Below are 26,711 nucleotides of genomic sequence, written 5' to 3'. Positions count from 1 at the left end.
CTGCCTTAAAATTAATTTTAATGGCACGCTTTTAGTATTTGACAACCACCAAACATAATCGCTTTGAATAAATACGTACGTAAAAGTTTAAAAATTCTTCTTTGGGTAATTGCCTCCATCATTATTTTAATTGTGGGTATTGCCCTATCGTTAAATATCCCAGCCGTTCAAAACTTTGTAAAGGGAAAAGCGATTAACTACCTCAAAACCAAAACAAAGACTGAAGTTAGTTTAGAAAGTATTAAAATCGCCTTGCCAAAAGATGTGGTTTTGAATAAGTTTTATATAGAAGATTTAAAAGGTGATACATTGTTATATGCCGAAAAATTGGCTGTAGATATCAGCTTATTTAAATTGTTGGATAATACTGTTGAGATTAATAATGTTGAACTAAAAAATATACGTGCTAACGTAAAAAGAATTGCACCCGATACTACTTTTAATTTTTCTTTTTTGGTGGATGCTTTTATGAGCGACCAGAAAAAACCTAAAGAAAAAGTTGATAAGGATACAACTTCAACAATGAAATTTTCTGTAGATAAAGTTTCTTTTGAAGATATTGGCATAAACTACCGCGATGATGTTGCCGGTAATGATGCAAAGATTTATTTGGGTGCGTTTAAAGCAAAGCTTAAAACTTTCGATTTAGCTGGACAACACTACGTAATTCGTGATCTTAGCCTAAATAACACATCATTAAAATATCTCCAGCAAAAACCTTTGGTAGAGTTGGTGCAACACATTACCAATAGTGTAGATAGTAGCCAAAAAGAAGCTGGGAAACTACCATTGATTGAAGTTGAAAATTTTGCTTTTAATAATGTAAAAGTCAATTACGATGATCAGATATCTACTACCAAAGCGGTAGCCGATGTTAATGAATTGGGTTTGGTTAATTTAAAAGTGGATTTAACAAACAGCAAATATTCAGTTGATGACGCCAAATTGAATAAATCGAATATCCTTTTCGCTTTTAAACCAGCACCTTCAAACAACCTAAAAAAGGTAAAAGATACTGTTGTTCCAGAAAAATCGCCTTTGGGCTTAACCATCAGGAACATCAGTTTAGCAGATAATAATATCCAGTTTGATAATTTGGGTGCAAAAGCTGCCCCAAAGGGGATGGATTTTAATCATTTAAAAATTACTGGTTTAAATTTTGGTGCTGGCGATGTGAGCTACAGTGCCGATGGCATAAAGGCAAATGTTAAAAATGGATCGTTAAAAGAGAAAAGTGGCTTCGCATTAAATGAATTAAAAGGAAATGCGGTTTACAACGACAAGCAAATCAAATTAAGCAACTTCGTTTTAAAAACGCCAAATACCACCATCGAAAACGCAACGGAATTAAACTTTACTTCGATGGATGATTTAACTAAACATCCGGAAAGAGTGAAATTGGCTTTAAGCTTAAAAAACACAACTATTGGTTTAAAGGATGCTGGTTATTTCAGCGATGCCATTCCGGCAAATTACCGAAATGAAAAAATTAAGATAAACGCTGATGTTAATGGATATTTAAATAACCTGAACATCCCACGTTTGCAGATTACTGGTTTAAAAAACACTCAAATCGATATTAGCGGAACGGCTAAAGGGTTGCCAGATATCAATAAAACTTTTCTTGACTTAAATATCAAAAAACTTTACATAACAAAGAGTGATATTTTGGTTGCCGTACCACGCAAATCGCTACCTCCAAGCATTGAGCTGCCAAATGTGATCAATGCCAAAGGTAAATTTACAGGTTCAATGACGGATTTTAACACCAATATGAATATCCAAACGGATTTGGGTGGTGCCATTTTAACCGCAGCCATGAAAGGCCCAAAAGGGAGAGAAAGTTATAAAGCCGATGTTTCATTAAACAATTTTAATGTTGGCAGATTATTAAAAATGCAACCCAAATTAGGTAGGGTTTCTGTAAAAGCTAATGTTGCTGGAACAGGTTTAGATCCAAAAAAGATCAATGCAAAATTCAATGCACGTGTTTTAAGTGCATATTATAACAAATACACCTACCGTAATTTAAATCTTTCTGGCACCTACGCCAATCAAAATGTAGCCATAAAAGGTAGCATGCCAGATAGTAATGCAAACTTTGTACTTGATGCTAAAGCCAGTTTAGCAGGAAAATATCCGGCAGTAAAAGCAGATTTAAACCTAAAACAATTAAATCTTCAGGCTTTGAATTTTAGTCCGACTGTTTTAAGTGCAGCAGGTTTGGTAAAAGTTGATCTGGCTACAGCTGATGCCGATTATTTAAATGGAACAGTTGATATTACAGGGTTGCAATTGGTAAAGGATGTACAAAGAATTAATGTTGATACCATTTCGATTAAAGCAAAAACCACTGAATCGGAAAATGAACTTACACTTAAATCTGAAATCTTATCAGCAAAAATTGATGGAAAATATCAGTTAACTAAAATTGGAAGCGCATTTATTAACGAAATAAATAAATACTATGCCTTTGGTACGGTAACCAAAATCCCTGATCAGAGAATGCGGTTTGCAGTTCAAATCTATGATTCAAAATTATTGAAGCAGTTTGTTCCAGAATTAACCGTTTTTAAACCATCGCAGTTTTACGGATTAATTGATACGCAAAAAGATAGCTTGCAGATTAAAGGAAATTTCCCACAGGTGGTTTATGGCGATTTTAAGATTGACACAACCGTTATCAATATTAATAACGACAACAATAAAATAGATTATGCTTTAACGGTTAAAAGTTTGCAGAGTCCATCAATTGCTTTATTTAATACGGAGGTAAGTGGCGAAGCTGCAAATAATGCTTTGGGTTTAAATGTGTTTTTACGCGATAGGCAACGTAAAGATAAATACGTAATTGGGGGAACTTTTCAATCGATTAATAAAGATTTTAAATTTAGTTTAGATCCTCAAAAACTATTCCTTGATTACCAGAAATGGGTGGTTGCACAAGATAATTATATTCAGTTTGGTCAATCGGGTATATTGGTTAATCAATTCGCCATTAGTAATAACGGCCAGTCGTTATCAATCAATAGCAACCCAACACAACCCAACGCACCATTAAATGTTGAGTTTAAGGATTTCCAATTGGAAACATTAACCAAATTTGCTGAAACTGATACTACATTGGTTGGAGGCCGCTTAAATGGTACGGCTAACGTGAAAGATTTGGCATCAACCCCGAAGTTTGAGGCTAACTTAACCATTGATCAGCTTCGCTATCAAAAAGATCAACTCGGTACTTTGCGAGTGGCTGTTAATAACAACACTCAAAACGCTTTTGAAGTTAATGTTGCGCTTACTGGCGTTCATGATTTAAGGGTAAATGGTTTTTATTACACAGCACCTCAAAGCGCCCTCGATTTAACGGTTAATATCGATAAAATTGAGATGAAAAATATCGAAAGTTTATCTCAAGGTCAATTGAAAAATGGAACAGGAACCTTAACAGGCGCCTTAACGGTTAAAGGTGCTTTAACTGCCCCAAAAATATTGGGCGATTTAACCTTCAATAATGCTGGAATAAATGTGGCTTATGTAAATTCTTATTTCCGAATGCCGAACGAAAAAATATCGTTTACTAATGAGGGAATAGCTTTCAACAATTTTACGTTGATTGATTCACTGAATCAAAAAGCCACAATCAATGGGAAGGTTTTAACAACCGATTATAAAAATTATCGCTTCGGATTGGATATCAAAATGAACAATTTTAGAGCGATTAATTCTACAGCTGCTGATAACGATATGATTTACGGTACGGTTTTCTTAACAAGCGATATTAAAGTTCGTGGAGATTTAAACCAGCCCGATGTTAATATGAACATCACGGTAAATAAAGGCACAAAATTCTTTTTCGCATTGCCTTCAAATGATCCATCGATAATTGATCAGGATGGAATTGTTCAATTTATTGATGCAGATGCACCACCTTTTAACGGGCAAAAAGCATTGAAAGTGGATAGCATTAGCAAAGCACCCATTAAAGGTTTAAATTTAGTTGCAGCTGTAAAAATAGATCCGGAAGCAGAACTGAACGTAGTGGTAGACCCATCAAGTGGCGATAACTTAAATGTTAGAGGCGACGCTGACTTAAATGTAACCATGGACCCAAGTGGTAAAATTAGCATGACTGGTAGGTACGAAATTGTTGATGGATCGTACAATTTAACGCTAGCTGTTGTTAAAAAAGAATTTAAGCTGGTAAAAGGAAGTACCATCATCTGGACTGGCGAGCCTACATCGGCCAATGCAAATCTTACTGCACTGTATGAAGTAAATGCCGCCCCTATTGATTTATTGAATCAACCTGACCTCTACGAAGCCAGAACTAAATTACCTTTTCAGGTTTATTTAATGATGAAAGGTGAATTATTAAAACCAACCATTTCATTTAAGCTCGATTTACCCGAAAATGAAAGAGGTGCATTAAATGGGCAGGTTTACACCAAATTAATCAACGTTAACAGAGATGAAAGCGAGTTGAATAAACAGGTTTTCGCTTTATTGGCATTAAACAGATTCATTGCCAATAATCCTTTCGAGAGTTTAGCAGGAGGTGGCGGTGGCGCTTCTACCCTCGCCCGCTCTAGTGTAAGCCGTTTATTAACGGAGCAGTTAAATAATTTAACTTCCGATTTGATTCAAGGTGTTGATCTGAATTTTGGAGTGAATTCATCAGAAGATTATTCAACTGGATCGATGCAGCAGAAAACAGATTTAGAAGTTGGTTTATCTAAAAAATTATTGAACGACAGGTTAACCGTAACCGTTGGAAGTTCATTTGCTTTAGAAGGACCACAGGCTCCAGGCGAAAAATCAACTGATATCGCAGGAAATGTGAATGTTGAATACGCATTATCTGCCGATGGAAGATACCGTTTAAGGGCTTATAGAAGAAACCAAAATGATGTTATTGTACAGGGCCAGATTATTGAAACCGGATTAGGTTTTACTTTGGTAGTAGATTACAACAAATTCAGAGAAATATTCCAGAAGAAACGCAATAGAAGAACAAGAAACATTGAACAGAAAGCACAAGATGAGAAAACTAACTAGACCTATTTTATTTGTATTGGCCTGTTTAGTTTATGCAGGTTGCAGTAGTACGAAATCATTAAAACCTGGACAAATTTTATATACCGGCGCTGAAGTAAAAATCAATCCCGACTCTGCAGGTAAAATTGAAAATGAAAAACAAATAAAGGCCGATTTAGAAACTAAAACACGCCCACGCCCTAATAAATCATTTTTAGGAATAAAATTTAAATTGGGTATTTACAACCTGGCTGGCGAACCAAAAAAACCAAAAGGTTTACGGAATTGGATTAGAAAGCAAGGCGAACCACCAGTTTTGCTAAGCGAGGTAAAATTAAAATATAACAATGATGTACTCACCAGCTACTTATTAAGTGAAGGATATTTGCAAGCAGCAGTTACTGGAGATACCGTTGTAAAAGACAAAAAAGGAAAAGCCATTTATACTGCCGTTACTGGTGAAAGGTATAAGATTAACAAAATTACTTTCCCACCTGATTCGGGTGTATTAACTAAAATCATCAATGCCAATAAAGATAAAACCTTATTAAAAGTTGGAGATTATTATGATTTAGATGTTTATAAAAATGAACGTGTTAGAATTGATAACGATTTAAAAGAAAACGGATATTTTTATTTTAGTCCTGATTACCTGATTATGCAGGTAGACAGTACAATTGGCAAAAACTTGGTAAACGTTACAGTAAAAGTTAAAGATATTGCTCCCGATGCAGGATTAAAACCTTACACCATTAAAAATATCAATATCTATCCAAATTATTCATTACGTAGAGATACCATACTTCGTAAATTAAAACCTTTGGAGTATCATGATTTTAATATCTATGATGATCGCAATACTTTTAAACCAAGATTATTTGACCGTTTAGTTTTCTTTCAAAAGGGCGAATTTTACAACCGTAAAGATCATAACCAATCTTTAAACAGAATGGTAAATATTGGAGCTTTTCAAGATGTGAGAGCTGAGTTTTTGCCGGTTGATAGTTTTAAAAATAATCAGTTGGATTTGAACATTTACCTCACACCGTTAAAGAAAAATTCACTTACCTTTTCAGTTACCGGAACGAGTAAATCAAACAACTTTGTTGGTTCTGAAGTAAAAGTTACCCAAACCACCAGAAATCTATTTAGAGGTGCAGAGCAATTGGATGTAAGTGTAAGTGGTGGTTTCGAAACGCAAACCAGAGGAACAGCTTTGGGTAGAAATTCGCTGTCGATGACTGCAGAAGGTAAATTAACTTTCCCAAGATTTATTGTGCCATTTTATAAACCGAATAGTACAACAGCCTTTATTCCAAAAACAATTGCATCATTGTCTTATCAAATGTTGAACAGAGGTTCAGAATATACACTACATGCTTTTAAAGGTGAATTTGGTTACAATTTCAAGGAAAACCTTTACAAAGAGCATAATTTAAATCCGATTTCGGTAAGTTATGTTTCAACGACTTTTCCATCCGATACAACAAGAAATAGATTATTTGCTGAAAATCCATTATTAAGAACAACTTTAGAAAATCAATTTATTATTGGAAGTAGCTATAATTTTACCTACACCAACCAAATGGAAACCAACCGCAGGAATAATACGTTTTTCTACGGCGCACTAGAAACAGGTGGTAACTTATGGGGAACGTTTATACCAAAAGATGATGAAGGTAAACGTTCTATTTTTAATGTTCCCTTATCACAGTTTGTAAGGGTTGAAGCTGATTTAAGAGATTATTACAAAATCACCAGAAATTTAACCTGGGCCAACAGATTAAATCTTGGCTATGGTTATGCATACGGAAACAGTACATCATTACCATTTGTTAGACAGTTTTTTGCAGGTGGAAGTAATGATATCAGGGCATTTCCAGCTAGAACTTTAGGACCAGGTACTTATAAAGTCCCGGATGATGCACTTTTTGCAGATCAGGGTGGCGACATTAAGTTGATGCTGAATTCAGAGTTGCGATTTAAAATTGTAAGTATCTTATATGGCGCATTATTTGTTGATGCCGGTAATATTTGGTTGCGCAAAGAAGATACAGGAATTCCCGGAACAACAAATAATGGTAGGCCAGGATCGGAATTCAAGTTCAAGAATGTGCTTAATGAATTGGCTGTAGGTACTGGAGCAGGTCTGCGTGTTGATGCGTCTATTTTTGTAGTGCGCTTAGATGTGGCGTTTCCTGTGCGTAAACCATACCTTGCGGAAGGTCAGCGTTGGGTATTTGATGATATCGCCTTCGGAAACAAAGATTGGCGTAGACAGAATTTAATTTTTAATATCGGGATAGGTTATCCTTTTTAATTTTTTCAATGAAATTAATCAAGAAGATCAAGCAGTTTTTTATTGCACTATATCATTTATTTATTGCAGCAGGGAAGGGATTTATTGAAGATCGCATTACAAAATTAAGTGCATCACTTGCTTATTACACGATATTCTCTCTCACACCACTTATTATCATTGTTTTATCAGCGGCAACTTTGTTTTTCGGCGATAAGATGAATACTGATACGCGACACAAGTTTTTCGAACAGGTTAGTGATATGGTAGGACCTGAAGCTACTTTACAGATTCAAAGTTTTGTTGAAAATGCGAACAAATCTGGTCAATCTACAATGGGCTTAATTATTGGTATTGCAGTTTTAATAGTCGGCTCAACTGCTATTTTTATTGAGATACAAGATAGTATTAATATGATTTGGAAAGTTAAGGCAATTCCAAAAAAAGGTTGGTTAAAAATGCTAACAAACCGACTTCTCTCCTTTTCACTTATCGTTTCAATGGGGTTTTTATTATTGGTTTCTCTGGTAATCAATAGTGTAGTTGTGGGTTTAGGCGATAAACTTGTCTCGCTACTTTCAGAAACTGAAATCGATAAAGTTGTTCCGGTTGCCGATGATACCATGGCACTTATCATTTATATCTTAAACAATGTGATTACATTAGCTGCTGTTACTGCAGTTTTTACTGTAATTTTTAAGGTACTTCCAGATGTGGTAATTAAATGGAGATCGGCCATTATTGGTGCGTTATTTACAGCGGTGTTATTTAGTTTGGGTAAATATCTAATTGGCATCTACATTGAAAAAGGCAATCCAGGTTCTGCATTTGGAGCAGCAAGTTCAATTATTGTGATTTTGTTATGGATTTATTATACCTCTATCATTCTATATTTTGGTGCAGAATTTACGCAAGCCTATGCCGAAAAATACGACGGTGGAATAGCCCCTAGCAAATATGCGGTATTTACAAAAATTACAATTGTAGAGAAAAAGGTTGATGTATTACCCCCGCAACATCCTGAAAACACAGTTAATGAACCTGAGAAGAAGGATGCCTAGTATCTAGTATCTAATATCTAATATCTAATATCTAGTAAAAATGCAATCCGTTGCTTAAGGTTTTAATTATTTGCGAATAAACTTCAGGATTTTCTCTAATAATTCTTGCTCCAAAAATAGTTTGAGCACCAGTTCGTCCATTCCGGAGGCCAGGTATTTTTTACGATCTTCCTGCATTACGTTTGCTGTAACACCCAATATCGATATAGAATTTTTGCTTTTATCTTCACAGCTTCTAATTTTCTGTGTAAGTTCAATCCCACCCATTTCAGGCATTTGAATATCTGTTAATACCAGATCGTAATTATTTTCGTAAAATAAATCTAAAGCTTCCCTCCCATTATAAGCGGCATCAAATGTTACTTTGTACTTTCTTAAAATGGTGCTGGCAAGTAAGATATTCAACATATTGTCATCAGCCAAAAGAACCCGTTTTCCTGCCAATACTTGTGCTTCAATTTCTAATTTGGATACAGGCAATTCTTGGTTAACGGGTTTATTTGTTATTTGATAAGGCAATTCAAATGTGAAAGTAAAATCTTTTCGCTCAATACTTTTCACCTCGATGGTTCCGCCCTGAAACTCTACTATTTTTTTACAAATGGCTAAACCTAGCCCGGTGCCTTGTTGCTTTTCTTTTGTTGAAGCGTAATATACTTGTGCAAACTCATCAAAAATAATTTTCTGATCAACCGGATTGATACCCAAACCTGTATCAGAAATACTTACTTTCAACCTCGTATTGTTGCTTTCAAGGTTTTGTAATGCGGCATTTAGACTTTCTTTACCTTCGGCAGTGAACTTAATCGCATTACTTAACAAATTCATCACTACCTGCTTCAGCCTTAACGGATCGCCTAAAATGTACAGGTCTTTATCAATTTCCATATTTAAATGGAAACCAATTTTCTTTTTTTCAGCCTGAATTTTCATACTGTCGAAAACGTCATGGATGGCAACGTAAGGAGAAAAAGGAATTTGTTCTAGCGTAACTTTCCCGGTTTCGTACTTCGAAAAATCTAAGATATCGTTCACAACATCCAATAGCATTACCGATGAATTTCTAATTGCCCCTACTTGTTCCTTCTGTTCTGCCTGTAAATCTACCTGCGTTAGTTGCTCTGAAAATCCAACTATCGAATTTAAAGGCGTTATGATTTCATGGCTCATATTAGCTAAAAACCGACTTTTTGATAAGGCATATAAAGCAGCCTTATTGCTGTAATCAATCAGCGCCTTTTCATTTTTGTAAAACTGATAAATCATGTAAAAAAACAAAAAGCAGTAATCCACCAGCTAAAGCAAATAATACCCATGTAAATTTGTCCATATTTTCTACCGTATTAAAGGCCGTAACGCTAATAATCTGTTGTACAGATGAATAATAATCCTTTTCTGTTGATTTATATTTCTTTAATCCTTCAACAATGGTAGAGATTAACCGATGATTTACATCAAGTAGCTGTTTTTCTTTGTCTTTAAGTTTTTTATTGGTGCGATAGAGTCGTAAATAGTAATCGTTAATGGCTTTTAACTGCAGCTTATTGTAAGCCACATTGAGTGATGAGGTATCGGCAGTAATGATGGTTTTAATAAATGTTGATTTCGAGCTATCGACACCTTTTTTACCCTTTTCGTTGATAGCGGCAAGAATGCGTCCGAAAAATTTCTTCTTTGGTTGTGCTACTATAGTCGGCTTTATAGTATCTATTTTAACAATGCTTTTGAATTGTCTTGCGGTAAATAATTTGCTTTGAGGATTTATTTTTCTACATCTTTATCTACTGCAACCGAAAAATTGATTAAACTATCAGAAAGCCTTTTTAGCTGTATAAATTGAGCGGTGCGAAGTTTTTTCTGTAATATGAGTTTATCGAAACTATCAGAACTGAAAGCTCTTTCATTATTATTTTGTTGCTCAATAGAATCCATGATCAGGGAAATTTCCCCGATCTCTCTTACAAATTGTTTGTAATAGCTTCGTTCGCCACTAACCACATACATTCTGCAGCTATTTTCTGCATTGTAAAGTTTAAAAATACAGCTATCAAGTTTTGTAAAATCGCTTTGTACCTGGGCAATTTTATTTACAGATTTTAGAAGTGGTATTTTAGAGAAATTAACGAATAAACCTGCCGTTATTCCGAAAATGACTTATATTAAAAATACAACTATTAAATACTTTCCTGCTGAACTTTTAGAAGGTTTCACTTGCGTTGATTTAATTTCATGATTAAATTAACGCCGAATTTTATGCTACTTCATCAATAACTTTGGGTTCTTCCTGTACCTCGTCTTTTTCTACACGCAAATTTCTAATGATGTGCTGCTGCCTATCAGGAGTGTTTTTACCCATGTAATATTCCAGCAAACTTTTGATGGTTTGATCTTTTAAAATAACAGGGTCGAGCCTGATATCCTTACCAATAAACAAACCAAATTCATCAGGAGAAATTTCTCCCAATCCTTTAAAACGAGTGATTTCAGGTTTATTCCCTAATTTTTCAATGGCATTTCGGCGCTCTTCATCACTATAACAATAAATGGTTTCTTTTTTATTTCGAACCCTGAATAATGGGGTTTGTAAAATGTAAACATGTCCTGCTTTTACTAAATCAGGGAAAAACTGAAGAAAGAAAGTCATCATCAATAACCTGATGTGCATTCCATCCACATCTGCATCAGTAGCAATTACGATATTATTGTAGTGCAATCCTTCCAAACCATCTTCAATGTTTAAGGCATGCTGTAAAAGGTTAAATTCTTCATTTTCATACACCACTTTTTTTGTTAGCTCATAACAATTAAGCGGCTTACCTTTTAAACTGAAAACAGCTTGGCAATCTACATCACGAGATTTTGTAATCGAACCTGAAGCAGAATCGCCCTCGGTAATAAATAAGGTTGTTTCGTATCGTTTTTCGTGAGTAGAGTTAAAATGAACTTTGCAATCGCGAAGCTTTTTATTATGCAGCGAAGCTTTTTTCGCCCGGTCGTTCGCTAATTTTTTGATACCAGCAATATCCTTGCGCTCTCTTTCCGATTGATTGATACGTTTTAAAAGTGCATCAGCAACATCTGGGTTTTTATGCAGATAATCATCTAATTCCTTTTTAACGAAATCGTTGATGAAAGTTGCAACCGACGGTCCTTCAGGCCCCATGTTTTGTGAACCTAGTTTTGTTTTCGTTTGCGATTCGAAAACAGGTTCCTGAACACGCACAGAAATGGCGGCAATAATTGATGAACGAACATCGGCGGCATCAAATTCTTTTTTGAAAAACTCCCGAACGGTTTTCACAACCGCAGCCCTAAAAGCAGCCTGGTGCGTTCCGCCCTGAGTAGTATGTTGCCCATTAACAAATGAATGGTAATCTTCGCCATACTGCTGCCCATGAGTCATTGCAATTTCGATATCATTACCAATCATGTGAATGATCGGGTAACGGATTTCTTCTGGCTTATTAAATTTTGAAAGCAAATCGTAAAGACCTCTTTCCGAGAAATATTTTTGATTATTGAAATTTACAGTCAAACCTGTATTCAGGAACACATAGTTCCAAACCATACTTTCTACAAAATCAGGAATGTAATGATAGTTTCTGAAAATGGTTTCATCAGGATAAAAGGTAATGGCAGTACCGTTTCGCTGTGTGGTATCTATTACTGGCTGCTCGTTTACAATTTCCCCTTTCGAAAACTCAACTTTTTTAGTTTTACCATCGCGGTAAGATTGTACAACAAAACTAGTAGATAAGGCATTTACTGCTTTAGTACCCACCCCATTTAATCCAACAGATTTTTGGAATGCATTACTGTCGTATTTTCCGCCTGTATTTATTTTACTTACGCAATCTATAACTTTCCCTAACGGAATACCCCTACCATAATCACGAACATTAATTTTCTGTTCTGAAACGGTAATTTCGATGGTTTTTCCAGTACCCATCACAAACTCATCGATAGAGTTATCTACAATTTCCTTTAACAAAACATAAATACCATCATCTTGTGCAGAGCCATCACCAAGCTTACCAATATACATACCGGGGCGTAGTCTGATGTGTTCTTTCCAGTCTAATGAGCGAATGCTGTCGTCGTTATAAATTACTTCTGCCATAAATTTTGTTATTTGTTGTCAGGTCGATTGAGCTTTGCATTTAACACAAAGCAGCCATACCGAGGGATGTTCGGAGTGAGCTTTAACATTCAACATGACAAGTATTTAGGGATGATTTGATATTGAAATTTTTTGAAGAAACAGTTGTTTGGTTTCGCAAATCTCGAATAGCAAAAATTATTATACAATAATAGATTTATTCTGCGAGGCTAGCAAAAGAAAATTTCAACAAAAAGGATATGTAAAATGTAAAAGGTAAAATGGATGATGGAGAAACTGCAACCCATTCCGCATTTCCCATTTTACATCTTCACCAAACGGCATCCATAATTTCCTTATCTTCAACCCATCAATTTATTATTCCCTTAATGCAACAGAAAAAGCAACTTTCGCTCTTCGATTTATCCATGATTGTGGTCAGTTTGGTAATTGGAATGGGCATATTCCGTACGCCGGTAAATGTGGCTGCAAAAGCCCAAATCCCAGAATTATTTTATATGGCCTGGTTTATTGGTGGTTTTGTAGCTTTTTGTGGCGCTTTAACTTATGCCGAAATTGGCTCACGTTATCCGGTTACAGGTGGTTATTACAAAATTTTCTCCAAGGCTTATCATCCATCGGTTGCCTTTGCCATTAATTGCATTGTACTTATTTCAAGTGCTGCATCGGTTGCAGCTATTTCTATAATTGGTGCAGAATATTTAAGTAAAATTATTCTGCCAACAGAAATGCAGAATGAAACTTATCGTGTTGTAATTGCTATAGCTACCATTTTGGTTTTCTACCTGATTAATTTATTAGGCTTAAAAGCCAGTTCCAAAACCCAGAATGTATTAACAGTTATAAAAATTGTTCTTATTTTAACTTTAATCTGTGCAGTATTTTTTGGCGAACAAACACAAACTACCACACCAATATTTAAAACAACTATTGGTGCTTTACCCAGCTGGACCGATTATGGAAAAGCATTAGGCTTATGCCTTATTGCTGTTTCATTTTCTTATGCGGGTTATGCCCAAACCATTAATTTCGGTGGAGAAGTGAAGGAAGCTAAACAGGTAATTCCACGTTCCATAATCATAGGCTTAACCATAATTGTAGCGTTATACATCATCCTTAATTATGTTTATGTAAAAGTAATTGGATTCGAGGAATTAAAAACAGCAGAAAGCATTGCTGCCATTTTAGCCTCAAAAATTTTCGGCCCAGCAGGGTATAATATGTTTTCGGTTATTATTTTTATTTCCGTAATGGGTTACGTAAATGTGAATTTATTGAGCAATCCGAGGGCGATGTTTGCCATGGGCGAAGAGGGCGCTTTACCAAAAATATTCAGTAAAATGAATAAAAAAACCGAAGTAATTACCTGGAGTTTAACCATTTTTACAGTGGTTGCAGTTGTGATTATTTTTTATGCGAAAACTTTTGATAAGATTTTAAACTATACTATCTTTCTGGAAAGCATCAGCATGGCCAGTTCGGCAGCAACCATTTTTATTCTTCGAAAAAGAACTGCACATCTTGATAAAAAAACCATTTACACAGTTCCGTTATATCCTATATTGCCAATAATATTTATTGCAGCTTACACATTCGTTGCATTAAGCATTTATGCCGACGATCCAAATGCAGCACTAAACGGATTGTATATTTTTGTGGGTTTTTTAATCATTTATTTTATCGGTAGATTGATCAATAAGAAATAATTTAAAATATTTTAAAAGCAAATGCAGTGCTAATCGGTTTCGATAGTTCTCCCCAAAAATGTTGGGGACTATAATCTTTTTTTTAAACTATTGTCATTTTTAGCTACGAAGAATCTGTTTTATCTCTTGCAGATTCTTCGTTCCTCAAAATGACAGCATATTCGAAGTTACGACAACTAAAAAAAGTATTTCGCTCCTGTCGGGTTTAATGGGCAAATTTGCTACCTTAACAAGCGCAACTTTACTCGGCAACAAACTTAAATATTTATGTTATCCCGAGTAAAATAAACCTGATTGGAGTGAACACGGAGGCCAATTTTTCTTTGGCCAGAATAAAACGAAAAGCAGGACTTTCGGAACCGATTTGGCAGGAAATTGCTTTCCAAATAGAAAATATAACCGTTGAAATAATTAATGAATAAAACACTCTCACTAAAACAAGAAATTGCTTATGCAGCAGGCATGATTGGCTGGAGCACGATGACAAATATCATCATCGTAATGCTTCCCTATTTCTATTTACCACCAAGCAATGCTGGCTTACCACCTTTAGTACCACAACTTGTTTTTTTAGGTGCATTTAATATTCTTTCCATTATTGCAGCATCAGGCCGATTAGTTGATGCCATTTTCGATCCTTTTATTGCATCAAGAAGTGATGCCAGTAAAAACCCAAACGGCCGCCGGATGCCGTTTATGAAATGGGCAATTGTGCCTGCAATGATTTTCTGTGCATTGGTTTTTTATCCCATTCAAAAAGGAGAAAGCCTACATAATGCCTGGTGGTTAACCATTACGCTCTGCTTGTTTTTTGTTTCTGTAACTACCTACATCATTCCTTATAATGCTTTATTGGCAGAAGTGACCAATACGCCAAGGCAGAAAGTGAAGTTATCAAGCTATCAGCAAGTTGGCTTTGTTATTGGAATTATTTTATCAGCCTGCACCAATAATTTTGCAGATTTAGTACAAAATAATTTTGTGGTTGCAAACCGTAGCGAGGCTGTTCAAATTGCCATTTGGGGCTTGTGTATTTTATCAGGAATTGTGATGTTGCTACCCATTTTCTTTATCAACGAAAAAGAATTTTCTGTGGCAAAACCAACCCATATTCCCCTATGGCCAGCAATTAAGAATACTTTTAAAAACAGTAATTTTAAATATTACCTTATTTCAGATTTTGCTTTTTACACGGCTTTAAGCATTATCTCTAGCGGCTTATTATTCTTTTGTACCGTACTTCTGGGCTTACCAGAATCAGAAGGCGGGAAATTTATGGGCGCTATGGTAATGGCTTCTTTGTTATTTTATCCTTTGGTAAATTTTGGTTCGGCAAAAATTGGTAAAAAACCATTTGTACTGCTGGCATTTGGTGTACTGTGCTTAATATTTGTAACCATTTTCTTTTTAGGGAAATTGCCATTTGGTCCGCATACCCAAATTTATATTTTGGTTTTATCAGCCTCTTTTCCGTTGGCTGCGTTAGGGATTTTACCAACCGCAATTTTAGCAGATATTGCTCAAAAAGATACACTTGAAACTGGCGAAAACCACGAGGGCATGTTTTTCGCGGTAAAATATTTATTTGTTAAACTTGGGCAAACTTTGGGAATTGCAATTTTTGCCATGCTCACCATTTACGGTAAAGATCCTGGAAATGATTTCGGACTCCGCCTTAATGGAATCGTGGGTTTTGGATTATGTTTAATTGCGCTATTGTTTTTTAGCAGATTTAAGGAAGAGAAGTAGTGCCAGGATTTTAAAGATTAAAGGATTTTAGGATGGAGAAGGCTCACAACTTTTTAGCATCGAATTTCCGATATTTCTATTTCACCTCTATTCCCCATTTACTATTTTTTATTTGCCATCTTCCATTTTCCCCTCTTATATTCTCCCTTTTCCCTCTTCCATATATTATTCGTATCTTTGCCGCTGAAGCAGGAATAAGGGCTTGTCAATCTATTGGCATATTCTCTCCGCAAGTTAGTCCTTCAACAATTGATTGTTCTAGCTTCTTCGATAAATATTACAAAAAAACATACATGTTATTCAAAGAATTAAACCTCATTGAGCCAATTTTAAAGGCTCTTGAGAAAGAAGGTTATACACAACCTACACCAATACAGGAGCAATCCATCCCAACGATTTTAAAAGGAAAAGATTTATTAGGTTGCGCACAAACAGGAACGGGTAAAACTGCTGCTTTTGCTATCCCGATGTTGCAATTGTTGCACGAAAAACACATCAATACTAAAGCCACAAAAAACATAAAAGCTTTAGTTTTAACACCAACACGTGAGCTTGCCATCCAAATTGAAGAAAGTTTTAAAGCTTACGGAAGTAACTTAAATTTACGCCGTTTGGTAATTTTTGGTGGTGTAAACCAACACTCACAAGTTGAAGCGCTAAGAAAAGGCGTTGATATTTTAGTGGCTACACCTGGTCGTTTATTAGATTTAATGAACCAAGGTTTCATTAGCTTAAACACCATCGAACTTTTTGTTTTAGATGAGGCCGACCGTATGTTGGATATGGGTTTTATCCACGATGTAAAAAGAGTGGTGGCTAAGTTACCAGCAAAACGCCAGACATTATTTTTCTCGGCAACCATGCCTGATGAAATTCAAAAGCTAGCGAATACTATTTTATCTAGTCCTACGAAAGTGGAGGTTACACCAGTTTCTTCAACGGCTGAAACCATTAACCAATCTATTTATTTTGTAGATAAACCAGATAAAAAGAAACTTTTAATTCACTTATTGGAAGATAAAGCGATTGAAACGGCTTTGGTTTTTACCCGTACAAAACATGGAGCAGATCGAATTGTAAAGGATTTAGCACACGCTGGGATCAAGGCTGCTGCCATTCACGGAAATAAATCACAAAATGCCCGTCAGAGAGCTTTAACAGATTTTAAAGACAGGAAAATTCGTGTTTTAGTCGCTACTGATATTGCTGCCCGTGGTATAGATATCGACCAGTTATCTCACGTTTTCAATTACGAATTACCGAATATCCCTGAATCTTATGTGCACAGGATTGGTCGTACGGGCCGTGCGGGTGCAAATGGTATTGCCATTTCATTCTGTGATGCTGAGGAGAACGAATATTTATTAGATATTCAGAAACTGATTAAAATAACGTTGCCTGTTGTTGATAACCATCCTTACCCTTTAACCTGGGAAAGTATGTTGGCAAAAAACCAGGTGAAACGTAAACCACAAGCGCAATCGAAAGGTGGTGGTGGCGGCAAAAGAGGCGGTGGTGATGGAAACATGAGCGGTAAGCCTCGTAATGCCAGTAACAACCGTAGATTTGGTGGAAATAGAAACAAGGCGAAGTAAGCTTTTAGCTGAAAGACTAAAGCTCAAAAGATAAAGCTTCTTTGCAAATGATAAAAACCCGGGTTGTAAAAATTACAACCCGGGTTTTTTATGCGACGGCTGAAGCCAGGCGGCCATGAAATTGCAAAGTCCTTTAATAGATTTAATAAGAATGGTCGTCACCCTGAATTTATTTCAGGGTCTTAACTGCAAATAGATGAATTAAATTCAGCAGGACGAAGTGCATAAAAGAATTTTGATAATAAACTTTGCATAAACGGTCGTCATTGCGAGGCACAGTTTATCCCGACCATTCAGGAAAGCAATCTTAATGCGCTCGCTATGAAAACCCTATAGTTGAAGATTGCTTCGTGCCTCGCAATGACGGAAAGCATAAAAAACCCCGAATTGATTTTCTCAACTCGGGGTTTCTTTTTATAAAAATCGTTAGAAAGCTTTCTGCTTTAGTCTTTAACCTTTCAGCTTAAAAACTTAAACCACTACATTAATAATCTTCCCTTTTACGAAAATGATTTTCTTAGGCAACTTCCCATCTAAATATTTAGTGAACTGTTCATCTGCTAACAAAATAGCCTCTGCCTCTGCCTGAGCCAATGTTAAACTCAAATTCAAATTCATTTTCATTTTTCCGTTGATGGAAACAGGATAAGCAAATTCATCTTCTACCAGGTGTTCTGGATTGAAAGTTGGAAATGCTGTGTAAGATAAACTTCCAGCTCCGTTACCCAATTGAACCCAAAGTTCTTCGCAGATGTGTGGCGCATAAGATGAAAGTAAAATCACCATATCCTGCAAGATACTGCGTTTGTTGCATTTCAAATCCGTTAGCTCATTAACCGCAATCATAAAACTGGAAACCGAAGTATTGAAAGAAAACCGTTCAATATCATCTTGTACTTTTTTAATGATTTTATGTAAGGTCTTTAATTCTGCCTTGGTTGGTTCCGCATCAGAAACGCTAAATTCCCAGGCTTCATTATGAAATAACCTCCAGAATTTACGCAAGAACTTAAATACGCCCTCAATACCATTTGTATTCCAGGGTTTGCTTTGTTCCAGCGGACCTAAAAACATTTCGTACATACGTAACGTATCGGCTCCATAACGCTCAATCAAATCATCAGGATTAACCACATTGAATTTTGATTTCGACATTTTTTCTACCTCAACACCACAGATGTATTTTCCACCTTCCAGAATGAATTCTGCGTTTGCATATTCTTCTCTCCAGGCTTTGAATTTATTTAAATCTAAAGTATCGTTTTCTACAATGTTAACATCAACGTGTAATGCCGAAGTTTTGTATTCTTTTCTTAATCCGGCAGAAACGTAAGTATTTGTCGGTTTGCCATCCGCATCATTAATCCTATAAACAAAATTACTTCTGCCCTGAATCATGCCTTGATTAATGAGTTTTTTGAAAGGTTCTTCTTCTTTGATATAACCCAAATCTTTCAAAAATTTGTTCCAGAAACGGCTGTACAATAAATGACCAGTTGCATGTTCAGACCCACCAATATACAAATCAACATCTTTCCAGTATTCAACAGCTTCTTTCGAAGCAAAATCTGCGTTATTTTCTGCATCCATATAGCGGTACCAATACCAGCTACTACCTGCCCAACCCGGCATGGTGCTTAACTCGTAATGGTCACCATCTTTTGGCTGCCATCCTTCAGCCCTCGCTAAAGGTGGCTCTCCTGTTTCAGTTGGTAAATATTTATCAATCTCAGGCAAAATTAAAGGCAACTCCTCTTCGTTGATTAAGTAAGGTAATCCATCTTTAAAATATACTGGAATCGGTTCTCCCCAATAACGCTGGCGACCAAAAATCGCATCACGTTGGCGGAAATTAACCTTTGCTTTACCAACTTTTTTCTCTTCTAACCAATTATTCAAGAATGGAACAGCTTCTTTATAAGTTAAACCATTGATGAAACCAGAATTGATGTATTTTCCCTCTTTTGTAGGGTCGGCTTGTGTTTCAATATCTTTTTGGCCATCCAAAATTTGGATAATCGGTAGGTTGAAATGCGTGGCGAACAACCAATCGCGTTGGTCGCCGCTCGGCACACCCATAACCGCACCTGTACCGTAACCCGCAAGTACGTAGTCGGCAATCCATAATTGAACGCGTTCGCCATTTACGGGATTAATAACATAAGTACCTGTAAAAGCTCCTGAAACGGTTTTCGTATCCGCCATGCGGTCTAATTCCGATTTCTTTTTAGTTTGAGCAATGTAATTCTTAATATCTTGTTTTTGCGCTGGCGTGGTTAATTCAGAAACCCATTCATGTTCTGGTGCTAACACTAAATAGGAAACGCCAAAAATGGTATCAACACGTGTGGTGAAAACTTCGATAAAGTCAGGAGTCGGAAGTCCGGAGTCCGAAGATTCATCTTTCAACTTTGAACTTTCAACTTTGAACTTAACAGATGCACCAACACTTTTCCCAATCCAGTTGCGTTGCATTTCCTTAATCGGTTCAGGCCAATCGATGGTATCCAAACCTTGCAATAATCTATCAGAATATGCCGTGATTCTCATGCTCCATTGCATCATTTTCTTTTGCTCAACAGGAAAACCACCACGTTCAGAAAAACCATCTTTTACCTCATCGTTTGCTAAAACCGTTCCCAAAGCCGGGCACCAGTTTACAGTACTTTCCCGAAGGTAAGTCATGCGGTATTTCAACAACTCGATTTGTTTTTCTTCTTCAGTAAAAGTTGCCCAATCGCTTGGCAAGAAAGATTTCACATCTTCGTCGCAAACCGCTTTAACATCGGTTGTGCCTGAAGCGTTAAATTTTTCGATTAGTGTAGTGATATCTTCTGCCCTATCGTTTTCGATGTTATACCACGAATTGAACAATTGCATAAAAATCCACTGTGTCCACTTGTAATAAGATGGTTCGCTGGTACGCACCTCACGACTCCAATCGAAAGAAAAACCTATTTGGTCTAACTGGCGACGATAAGTTGCAATGTTTGCATCGGTTGTAATTGCCGGGTGTTGACCGGTTTGAATAGCATATTGTTCTGCAGGTAAACCAAATGAATCGTAACCCATTGGATGCAAAACGTTAAAGCCTTTAAGGCGTTTGTATCTCGAAAAAATATCTGATGCAATGTAACCCAGTGGATGACCAACATGTAAACCTGCTCCCGATGGATAAGGGAACATATCTAATACATAGTATTTTGGTTTTTCAGAATTACTTTCAGCTTTAAATGTTTGATGATCGGCCCAAAATTTCTGCCACTTTTGTTCTATTTCTTTGAATTGGTAATCCATTGCAAGTATTAAATTTTTAAAGGTGCGAAATTACGGAAATTAAGGGGTTTAGTAAAACATAATTTTCGCTATGGAAACACAGATTTTCACTGAATTAGGATTTACATGTTTGTTCGATAGATCGTCATTGCGAGGCACGAAGCAATCCACTATTTCTTTAAAAATTGCTTCGTGCCTCGCAATGACGAAAGACTTAAAAAAATGCGCCATTGATTATGATAACCAATGGCGCAAATAAATATTTATTATTTAAATTTTTATCTCGTTAAATAAAAAACCTTAACCACATTTGTTTTATCGAGTTTTGCTGTAATCTGTAATTTGTTGCTTGTAAGTACATCAACTATACAATAAAAATTACCTTCTGCAAAGCTCATGTTTATTGTTTCAACCGCGTCCTGTCCTATTTTTGCATAAGTTCCGATATAGGTTCCAATTGTTCTATTGCCCTTAATACTCAATTCTACCTGGTCATCGTTATCAGCTTTGAAATCCATATAATCGCCACTTAAACCGGTAATTGTACCATTAACTTTACTAGGATCTGATTGGGTATCGGCTGTAGTGTAGCCAGAAACATCTATTTTAGTAACGCTCCATCTTCCGGTTACACGAGCTTTAACTGAAGAATCGTCTTTCTTACAAGAAAAAAGCACAGCGGTAAATACCAGTAATAAACTAAGCAGAGTAATTTGTTTTTTCATTTGAATTTTAATTGGGTTATTAAGATAACGCCGTTTCAACAAATTTCGTACCGCACTATTAAAAAGCCAAAAATTTTTAATTTATTAAAAAAACTAAATTTTCACTATGGCCGTTTATGTTGATTATATTGGTGTTTATCAGGTATAATTTATATTTTCGCAAAAACAAAAGTAAAAATACATGGAAGAATTCGAAGTAAGTGACGCATCTAAGAAAACCAAAACCGTATATATCTCTACGATTATCAGTATTGCATTGGTTTTATTAATGCTAGGGCTGCTTGGGTTGGTACTTGTACATGCCAAAAACCTATCGAACTACGTTAAAGAAAATATCGTTTTAAATATTATTGTTGATGAAGGTGCTAAAGAAACTGACGTTTTGGCTTTCCAAAAAGAGTTGAATTTAAACCGGGCAGTAAAACAAACTCAATATGTTAACAAAGAGTTGGCGGCTAGAAACCTGACTCAAGATTTAGGAGAAGATTTTGTTAACTTTTTAGGCTATAACCCGTTAACTTCAACTTTCGATGTGTATTTAAAAGCAGAATATGCAAATAATAAAAGTATTGACGCATTAAAAGTTGCGATTTCTAAAAACCCTGTTGTTAAAGAGGTAGTTTACCAAAGCTCGCTGATCGATATGGTAAATAAAAATATAAACACCATCGGATTAATTATTCTTGCTTTTGCGGCATTATTGTTAATAATTTCTATTGCACTGATTAACAATACTATACGCCTGGCAATTTATTCTCAAAGATTTTTAATTAAAAGTATGCAGCTGGTTGGTGCAACGAAAAATTTTATCAGACGTCCTTTCTTATTATTTGCGGCATTACACGGTTTAATTGCAGCTTTTATTGCAATTATTATCCTGTTAGCTACATTAATTTATGCCCGTAAAGAAGTTCCTGAAATTATCATCTTAAACAATTACAAAGAATTTGGTTTTGTATTTGTGGCTTTGGTAATCATCGGGATATTTATTACAGGCATTAGTACATGGTTTGCAGTAAGCAGATATTTACGTTTAAAATCTTATAATCTTTACAGATAATGGCATTAGAAAAAAAGACCGTTCCAATTGTTAAGGACGTTAAAAGCGAATTGGTATTTACTAAAAAAAACTATCAATTATTGTTGATTAGCATGGCTATTGTTGCCCTTGGTTTTATCTTAATGATGGGAACAACCGGCGATATTTATGATTTCAGAAGAACCTTGTTGGCACCATTAGTGGTATTATTCGGCTTTGCATTTGGAATATACGCCATTTTAAAAAAGTAAATTTTCCATAACGGAATCCGATATAGAAAACGCTTAACTTAAATTAGGCGTTTTCTATGTTTCTACGCCATTTATATCTATGAACTATTTTCAAGCCATTATCCTAGCCATCATTGAAGGATTAACTGAATTTTTACCCGTTTCAAGTACCGGACACATGATTATCGGCTCTTCATTCATGGGCATTGCCAGTGATCCCTTCGTGAAACTATTTACTGTAGCCATTCAGCTAGGGGCAATTTTATCGGTTGTGGTTTTATATTTTAAACGCTTCTTTAAATCAATAAACTTCTATTTTAAACTGATAGTTGCATTTATTCCTGCAGCTGTTTTTGGCCTTTTGCTGAGTAAAAAAATCGATGAGCTATTAGAAAGCCCAATGGCAGTTGGAATATCATTATTGGTAGGCGGTATCATTTTGCTTTTTGTTGATAAATGGTTTGATAAACCAACCATTAATGAAGAAGAACAGATTTCATATCTCACCGCCTTAAAAATTGGTTTCTTTCAATGTATTGCGATGATTCCTGGAGTTTCACGATCTGGAGCTACAATTGTGGGTGGTATGACTCAGAAATTAAGCAGAAAATTGGCTGCAGAATTTTCATTCTTTTTGGCTGTGCCAACTATGTTTGCCGCTACTGGAAAAAAACTTTTAGATTTTTATAAAGATGGTCACACCATTACACCCGAACAAACAAATTTGTTAATTATTGGAAATGTAGTGGCATTTATTGTGGCTTTGTTGGCAATAAAAAGTTTTATTGGCTACTTAAATAAACATGGTTTCAAAATGTTTGGCTGGTATAGAATTGTTGCAGGTTTAATCATCATCATCCTATTGATGACAGGCCATAACTTACAAATAATTTAATCTGTATCTTTGCGGAAAAAAGATTTGTGAGTACAGAAAATTCAAAGTTTAAAGATTTTAATTTTGCCGAAGGCGAACTGCTGTTAATTAATAAACCATACAAGTGGACTTCTTTTGATGTGGTGGGTAAAATCCGAAACTCTTTAAAACCCTTAAAACTTAAAGTTGGTCATGCTGGTACATTAGATCCATTGGCAACTGGATTATTGATCATTTGCACTGGCAAGCTTACTAAGCAAATTGATACTTTTCAAGCAGAAGAAAAAGAATATACAGGCACCATGATTTTGGGCGCCACTACTCCATCTTTCGATATGGAGACTAAAATTGATAAAACTTTCGATATCAGCAAAATTACCAATGAAGAAATTTATGCTTCCTGTAAGCCATTTATTGGCGATATAGAACAATATCCGCCAGCACATTCAGCTGTAAAGGTTAATGGCGAACGTTTGTACGTTAAAGCAAGGTTAGGCGAAGAAGTTGAATTGCGAAAACGGTTTGTTAGTGTTCCAGAGTTCGAAATTACCAGAATCGAATTACCCGAAATTGATTTTAGAATTGTGTGTAGTAAAGGCACTTACATTCGTTCACTCGTTTCCGATTTCGGTAAACAATTAAATAATGGGGCTTATTTATCAAAACTTACACGTACCCGAAGCGGAAACTTTTTGCTTTCCAATTCGTTTGAGGTTTTAGAACTCGTTAACTATATTCGCAGTAAGAAGGAAGAGTCTAAATCCGAACCTCAACTATGAACAACATTAAAAACCGAAACACTCGATTTGTAAAAGAATTTTTTCTAATCATTGCGGGTGTAACTTCAGCCTGTTTTGGATTGAAGAGCTTTTTAATGCCAAACGAATTTATCGACGGTGGAGTTACTGGGATTTCACTCCTCGTAAGTACTTTAACCAAGTGGAATTTATCATACCTGATTGCCATTATTAACATCCCATTTGTAATTTTAGGATATAAACAAATAGGCAAAGGCTTTGCCATTAAAACAGCAATAGCTATTGCAACTTTAGCCGTAGCGCTCATTTTTGTTCCCTTTCAGCCTATTACACACGATAAATTATTGATTGCATTTTTTGGCGGTTTGTTTTTAGGTGGTGGAATTGGTTTAGCTATGAGAGGTGGTTGCGTAATTGATGGTACAGAGGTATTGGCACTATACATCAGTAAAAATAGCATTTTAACAGTGGGCAATATCATCCTGATTTTAAATATTATCATCTTTGCTTTTGCCGCCTATTTTCTAAACATCGAAACTGCCTTGTACGCAATTTTAACCTACCTTTCTGCTTCCAGCACCATCGATTTCATTGTGAATGGTTTGGAGCAATACACTGGTGTTACCATTATTTCCGAAAATCAGGAAGAAATTAAAGCATATATCATTAACGATATGAAACGTGGTGTTACCATTTACAAAGGTGAAGGTGGCTATGGTGAAAAAAAGGATCTCGATATTATTTTTACCGTGGTTACAAAACTGGAGATGAGCAAACTGCAATCAGCCATTAGGCAAATTGATGCTGATGCTTTTGTTATTCAACAACAAATTGCCGATTTAAAAGGCGGCGTAGTTAAACGTCATGCTTTGCATTAACAATTTAAATAAAAATTTGGGCATGCCCGCAAGCTACACAAGAGGTCGGGCTGTACGCTAAATTACCGATGAAACCTAAGAAACAAGCAAGCATGCCTTCAAAATAATAAACAACAATGATTAAATCGGGTGATAACGCTTCCATCCCTCCTGCAAAACCCAATAATATAAAAATTACCCTTGAAAATATATAATAACCTTTCCGAGTTTAAGAAATTAGATAACGCCATTGTCACCATAGGTACTTTTGATGGTGTACATTTCGGACATCAAAAAATAATTAAACAATTGGTTGCCAAGGCCAAGGCAGATAATGGTGAAAGTGTAATCTTAACCTTCTTCCCGCACCCTAGAATGATCATCGATCCTGAAAACCAAGATCTTAAGATGATTAATACCATCAATGAGAAAGCAGAAATTTTAAAAAGTTTAGGTGTAGACCATTTAATTATTACCCCCTTTACAAGAGATTTTTCCAACCAGATTCCCGAAGAATATATTAAGAATACGCTGGTAGAAAATATTGGCACAAAACACATTATTATCGGTTACGATCATCGCTTTGGAAAAGATCGTTCAGGAAATTTAGCTGATTTAAAGGCAGCTGGCTTACATTTTGGTTTTACAGTAGAAGAAATTAAAGAGCAGGATATTCACGATGTGGCAGTAAGTTCAACCAAAATACGCCAAGCTCTTTTAGCTGGTGATGTGGGTTTGGCAGCGGATTACTTAGGCTATCCATTTTCTATTTTTGGCAGGGTAATTAAAGGCGATAAAATAGGCAGAACCATTGGTTTCCCAACTGCAAACCTATTTGTAGAAGAAACTTACAAGCTTATTCCTGGTGATGGAATTTATGCGGTTACTGTCGAAATGAATTTAGAAAGCGAAAAACTTGAAGATCAAGGTTCAAATGAAGATCTAAAACTTTCAACCTTAAGCCTTGAACTTTCAACTTTTAGAGGCATGGCTTACATTGGTCAACGTCCAACTATAAACGGAATGACCAGAAATATTGAAGTGAACATTTTCGATTTTAATCAGGAAATTTACGGTCAGGATATAAAAATGAACTTCCTTAAGTTTTTAAGGCACGATGTTAAATTTACAGGATTGGATGCTTTGACAATACAACTCCAAGAAGACAAAGAAGCAACACTTGCATTTTTTGCATCATCAACAAGCCATTAAAAAAAATCTTCCTTATAAAAAGCTTCAAATTCGTTATATTAGCGGCAATGAGGCTTTTTTACATCATTCTATTTTTAAGCATACCCTACTGTTTTGTGAGCAACGCATCACAAATAAGAACTGAGTCTGCCATAAATAAAAAGGCTACTTATAGTTTTTTTTCCGCCAGAAAACTA

The 26,711-nt window shown here is 35.7% G+C and carries 18 protein-coding genes; 12 read left to right on the top strand and 6 right to left on the bottom strand.

What is annotated here, in order from left to right; genetic code table 11:
• Positions 1 to 63: 63 nt before the first annotated feature.
• The 3 genes from LUA91_RS05905 to LUA91_RS05895 are packed head-to-tail and all read left to right on the top strand — an operon-like array spanning position 64 to position 8,394.
• Positions 64 to 5,055 carry a translocation/assembly module TamB gene (locus LUA91_RS05905; RefSeq protein ID WP_231425091.1) on the top strand — a complete coding sequence of 1,664 codons (4,992 nt, stop codon included), beginning with the start codon at positions 64 to 66 and terminating at the stop codon, positions 5,053 to 5,055.
• Positions 5,039 to 7,354 carry a BamA/TamA family outer membrane protein gene (locus LUA91_RS05900; RefSeq protein WP_231425090.1) on the top strand — a complete coding sequence of 772 codons (2,316 nt, stop codon included), beginning with the start codon at positions 5,039 to 5,041 and terminating at the stop codon, positions 7,352 to 7,354. Before LUA91_RS05905 ends, LUA91_RS05900 begins: the two co-directional genes overlap by 17 nt.
• 8 nt (positions 7,355 to 7,362) lie before the next feature.
• Entirely contained in the window at positions 7,363 to 8,394 is a 1,032-nt protein-coding gene (locus tag LUA91_RS05895) for a YihY/virulence factor BrkB family protein (RefSeq protein WP_231425089.1), read from the top strand.
• 66 nt (positions 8,395 to 8,460) lie between these two features.
• Here LUA91_RS05895 and LUA91_RS05890 read toward each other — a convergent pair whose 3' ends face one another.
• The 4 genes from LUA91_RS05890 to LUA91_RS05875 all read right to left on the bottom strand — a co-directional run bounded on the left by LUA91_RS05890 (position 8,461) and on the right by LUA91_RS05875 (position 12,514).
• Positions 8,461 to 9,660, bottom strand: a complete 1,200-nt coding sequence (locus tag LUA91_RS05890; protein ID WP_231425088.1) for a hybrid sensor histidine kinase/response regulator — start codon at positions 9,658 to 9,660, stop codon at positions 8,461 to 8,463.
• Entirely contained in the window at positions 9,635 to 9,949 is a 315-nt protein-coding gene (locus LUA91_RS05885; protein ID WP_231425087.1) for a hypothetical protein, read from the bottom strand. Before LUA91_RS05885 ends, LUA91_RS05890 begins: the two co-directional genes overlap by 26 nt.
• A 206-nt stretch (positions 9,950 to 10,155) precedes the next feature.
• Complete coding sequence (locus LUA91_RS05880) at positions 10,156 to 10,398, bottom strand: hypothetical protein (RefSeq protein WP_231425086.1); 243 nt, start codon at positions 10,396 to 10,398, stop codon at positions 10,156 to 10,158.
• A 247-nt stretch (positions 10,399 to 10,645) separates the two neighbouring features.
• The gene (locus LUA91_RS05875) at positions 10,646 to 12,514 is read right to left on the bottom strand and encodes a DNA topoisomerase IV subunit B (RefSeq protein WP_231425085.1); all 1,869 of its coding nucleotides are present in this window, start codon (positions 12,512 to 12,514) and stop codon (positions 10,646 to 10,648) included.
• Between the two features lie 260 nt (positions 12,515 to 12,774).
• Between LUA91_RS05875 and LUA91_RS05870 the strand changes: the two genes are divergently transcribed.
• From LUA91_RS05870 to LUA91_RS05860, 3 genes are all read left to right on the top strand, one after another.
• Positions 12,775 to 14,220 (top strand): APC family permease, encoded by a 1,446-nt coding sequence (locus LUA91_RS05870; RefSeq protein WP_231425084.1) that lies wholly within the window; start codon positions 12,775 to 12,777, stop codon positions 14,218 to 14,220.
• 414 nt (positions 14,221 to 14,634) lie between these two features.
• Complete coding sequence (locus tag LUA91_RS05865) at positions 14,635 to 15,969, top strand: MFS transporter (protein ID WP_231425083.1); 1,335 nt, start codon at positions 14,635 to 14,637, stop codon at positions 15,967 to 15,969.
• 293 nt (positions 15,970 to 16,262) lie between these two features.
• Positions 16,263 to 17,564 carry a DEAD/DEAH box helicase gene (locus LUA91_RS05860; protein ID WP_231425082.1) on the top strand — a complete coding sequence of 434 codons (1,302 nt, stop codon included), beginning with the start codon at positions 16,263 to 16,265 and terminating at the stop codon, positions 17,562 to 17,564.
• Between the two features lie 471 nt (positions 17,565 to 18,035).
• On the opposite strand, the gene leuS is transcribed toward LUA91_RS05860, so the two are convergent.
• The gene (leuS, locus tag LUA91_RS05855) at positions 18,036 to 20,861 is read right to left on the bottom strand and encodes a leucine--tRNA ligase (RefSeq protein WP_231425081.1); all 2,826 of its coding nucleotides are present in this window, start codon (positions 20,859 to 20,861) and stop codon (positions 18,036 to 18,038) included.
• 257 nt (positions 20,862 to 21,118) lie between these two features.
• Positions 21,119 to 21,565, bottom strand: a complete 447-nt coding sequence (locus LUA91_RS05850; RefSeq protein ID WP_231425080.1) for a hypothetical protein — start codon at positions 21,563 to 21,565, stop codon at positions 21,119 to 21,121.
• Between the two features lie 181 nt (positions 21,566 to 21,746).
• On the opposite strand from LUA91_RS05850, the gene LUA91_RS05845 reads away from it, so the two are divergent.
• The 6 genes from LUA91_RS05845 to LUA91_RS05820 all read left to right on the top strand — a co-directional run bounded on the left by LUA91_RS05845 (position 21,747) and on the right by LUA91_RS05820 (position 26,535).
• A complete protein-coding gene (locus tag LUA91_RS05845) occupies positions 21,747 to 22,625 on the top strand; it encodes an ABC transporter permease (RefSeq protein WP_231425079.1) in 879 nt (292 codons plus the stop codon).
• Complete coding sequence (locus LUA91_RS05840; protein WP_231425078.1) at positions 22,625 to 22,855, top strand: DUF3098 domain-containing protein; 231 nt, start codon at positions 22,625 to 22,627, stop codon at positions 22,853 to 22,855. Before LUA91_RS05845 ends, LUA91_RS05840 begins: the two co-directional genes overlap by 1 nt.
• 79 nt (positions 22,856 to 22,934) lie before the next feature.
• Positions 22,935 to 23,729: an undecaprenyl-diphosphate phosphatase gene (locus LUA91_RS05835; protein WP_231425077.1), complete on the top strand. Its 795-nt coding sequence runs from the start codon at positions 22,935 to 22,937 to the stop codon at positions 23,727 to 23,729.
• Between the two features lie 26 nt (positions 23,730 to 23,755).
• The gene (truB, locus tag LUA91_RS05830) at positions 23,756 to 24,487 is read left to right on the top strand and encodes a tRNA pseudouridine(55) synthase TruB (RefSeq protein WP_231425076.1); all 732 of its coding nucleotides are present in this window, start codon (positions 23,756 to 23,758) and stop codon (positions 24,485 to 24,487) included.
• The gene (locus tag LUA91_RS05825) at positions 24,484 to 25,344 is read left to right on the top strand and encodes a YitT family protein (protein WP_231425075.1); all 861 of its coding nucleotides are present in this window, start codon (positions 24,484 to 24,486) and stop codon (positions 25,342 to 25,344) included. The genes truB and LUA91_RS05825 overlap by 4 nt, the downstream gene beginning before the upstream one ends.
• Before the next feature lie 180 nt (positions 25,345 to 25,524).
• Complete coding sequence (locus LUA91_RS05820; RefSeq protein ID WP_231425074.1) at positions 25,525 to 26,535, top strand: bifunctional riboflavin kinase/FAD synthetase; 1,011 nt, start codon at positions 25,525 to 25,527, stop codon at positions 26,533 to 26,535.
• The last annotated feature ends 176 nt before the right edge of the window (positions 26,536 to 26,711 follow it).

It is taken from the genome of Pedobacter sp. Leaf250 (assembly GCF_920984735.1).
Lineage (GTDB): Bacteria > Bacteroidota > Bacteroidia > Sphingobacteriales > Sphingobacteriaceae > Pedobacter.
The sequence above is the reverse complement of the archived record's forward strand: the minus strand, read 5'-3'. Positions and strand labels throughout refer to the sequence as shown.

Excerpts from the sequence above, each read along its gene's own strand:
- LUA91_RS05900 (WP_231425090.1), top strand. The coding sequence starts at position 5,039 with ATGAGAAAACTAACTAGACCTATTTTATTTGTATTGGCCTGTTTAGTT.
- LUA91_RS05895 (WP_231425089.1), top strand. The coding sequence starts at position 7,363 with ATGAAATTAATCAAGAAGATCAAGCAGTTTTTTATTGCACTATATCAT.
- LUA91_RS05890 (WP_231425088.1), bottom strand. The coding sequence starts at position 9,660 with ATGATTTATCAGTTTTACAAAAATGAAAAGGCGCTGATTGATTACAGC.
- LUA91_RS05880 (WP_231425086.1), bottom strand. The coding sequence starts at position 10,398 with ATGTATGTGGTTAGTGGCGAACGAAGCTATTACAAACAATTTGTAAGA.
- LUA91_RS05875 (WP_231425085.1), bottom strand. The coding sequence starts at position 12,514 with ATGGCAGAAGTAATTTATAACGACGACAGCATTCGCTCATTAGACTGG.
- LUA91_RS05870 (WP_231425084.1), top strand. The coding sequence starts at position 12,775 with ATGGATGATGGAGAAACTGCAACCCATTCCGCATTTCCCATTTTACAT.
- LUA91_RS05865 (WP_231425083.1), top strand. The coding sequence starts at position 14,635 with ATGAATAAAACACTCTCACTAAAACAAGAAATTGCTTATGCAGCAGGC.
- LUA91_RS05860 (WP_231425082.1), top strand. The coding sequence starts at position 16,263 with ATGTTATTCAAAGAATTAAACCTCATTGAGCCAATTTTAAAGGCTCTT.
- leuS (WP_231425081.1), bottom strand. The coding sequence starts at position 20,861 with ATGGATTACCAATTCAAAGAAATAGAACAAAAGTGGCAGAAATTTTGG.
- LUA91_RS05850 (WP_231425080.1), bottom strand. The coding sequence starts at position 21,565 with ATGAAAAAACAAATTACTCTGCTTAGTTTATTACTGGTATTTACCGCT.
- LUA91_RS05845 (WP_231425079.1), top strand. The coding sequence starts at position 21,747 with ATGGAAGAATTCGAAGTAAGTGACGCATCTAAGAAAACCAAAACCGTA.
- LUA91_RS05840 (WP_231425078.1), top strand. The coding sequence starts at position 22,625 with ATGGCATTAGAAAAAAAGACCGTTCCAATTGTTAAGGACGTTAAAAGC.
- LUA91_RS05835 (WP_231425077.1), top strand. The coding sequence starts at position 22,935 with ATGAACTATTTTCAAGCCATTATCCTAGCCATCATTGAAGGATTAACT.
- LUA91_RS05825 (WP_231425075.1), top strand. The coding sequence starts at position 24,484 with ATGAACAACATTAAAAACCGAAACACTCGATTTGTAAAAGAATTTTTT.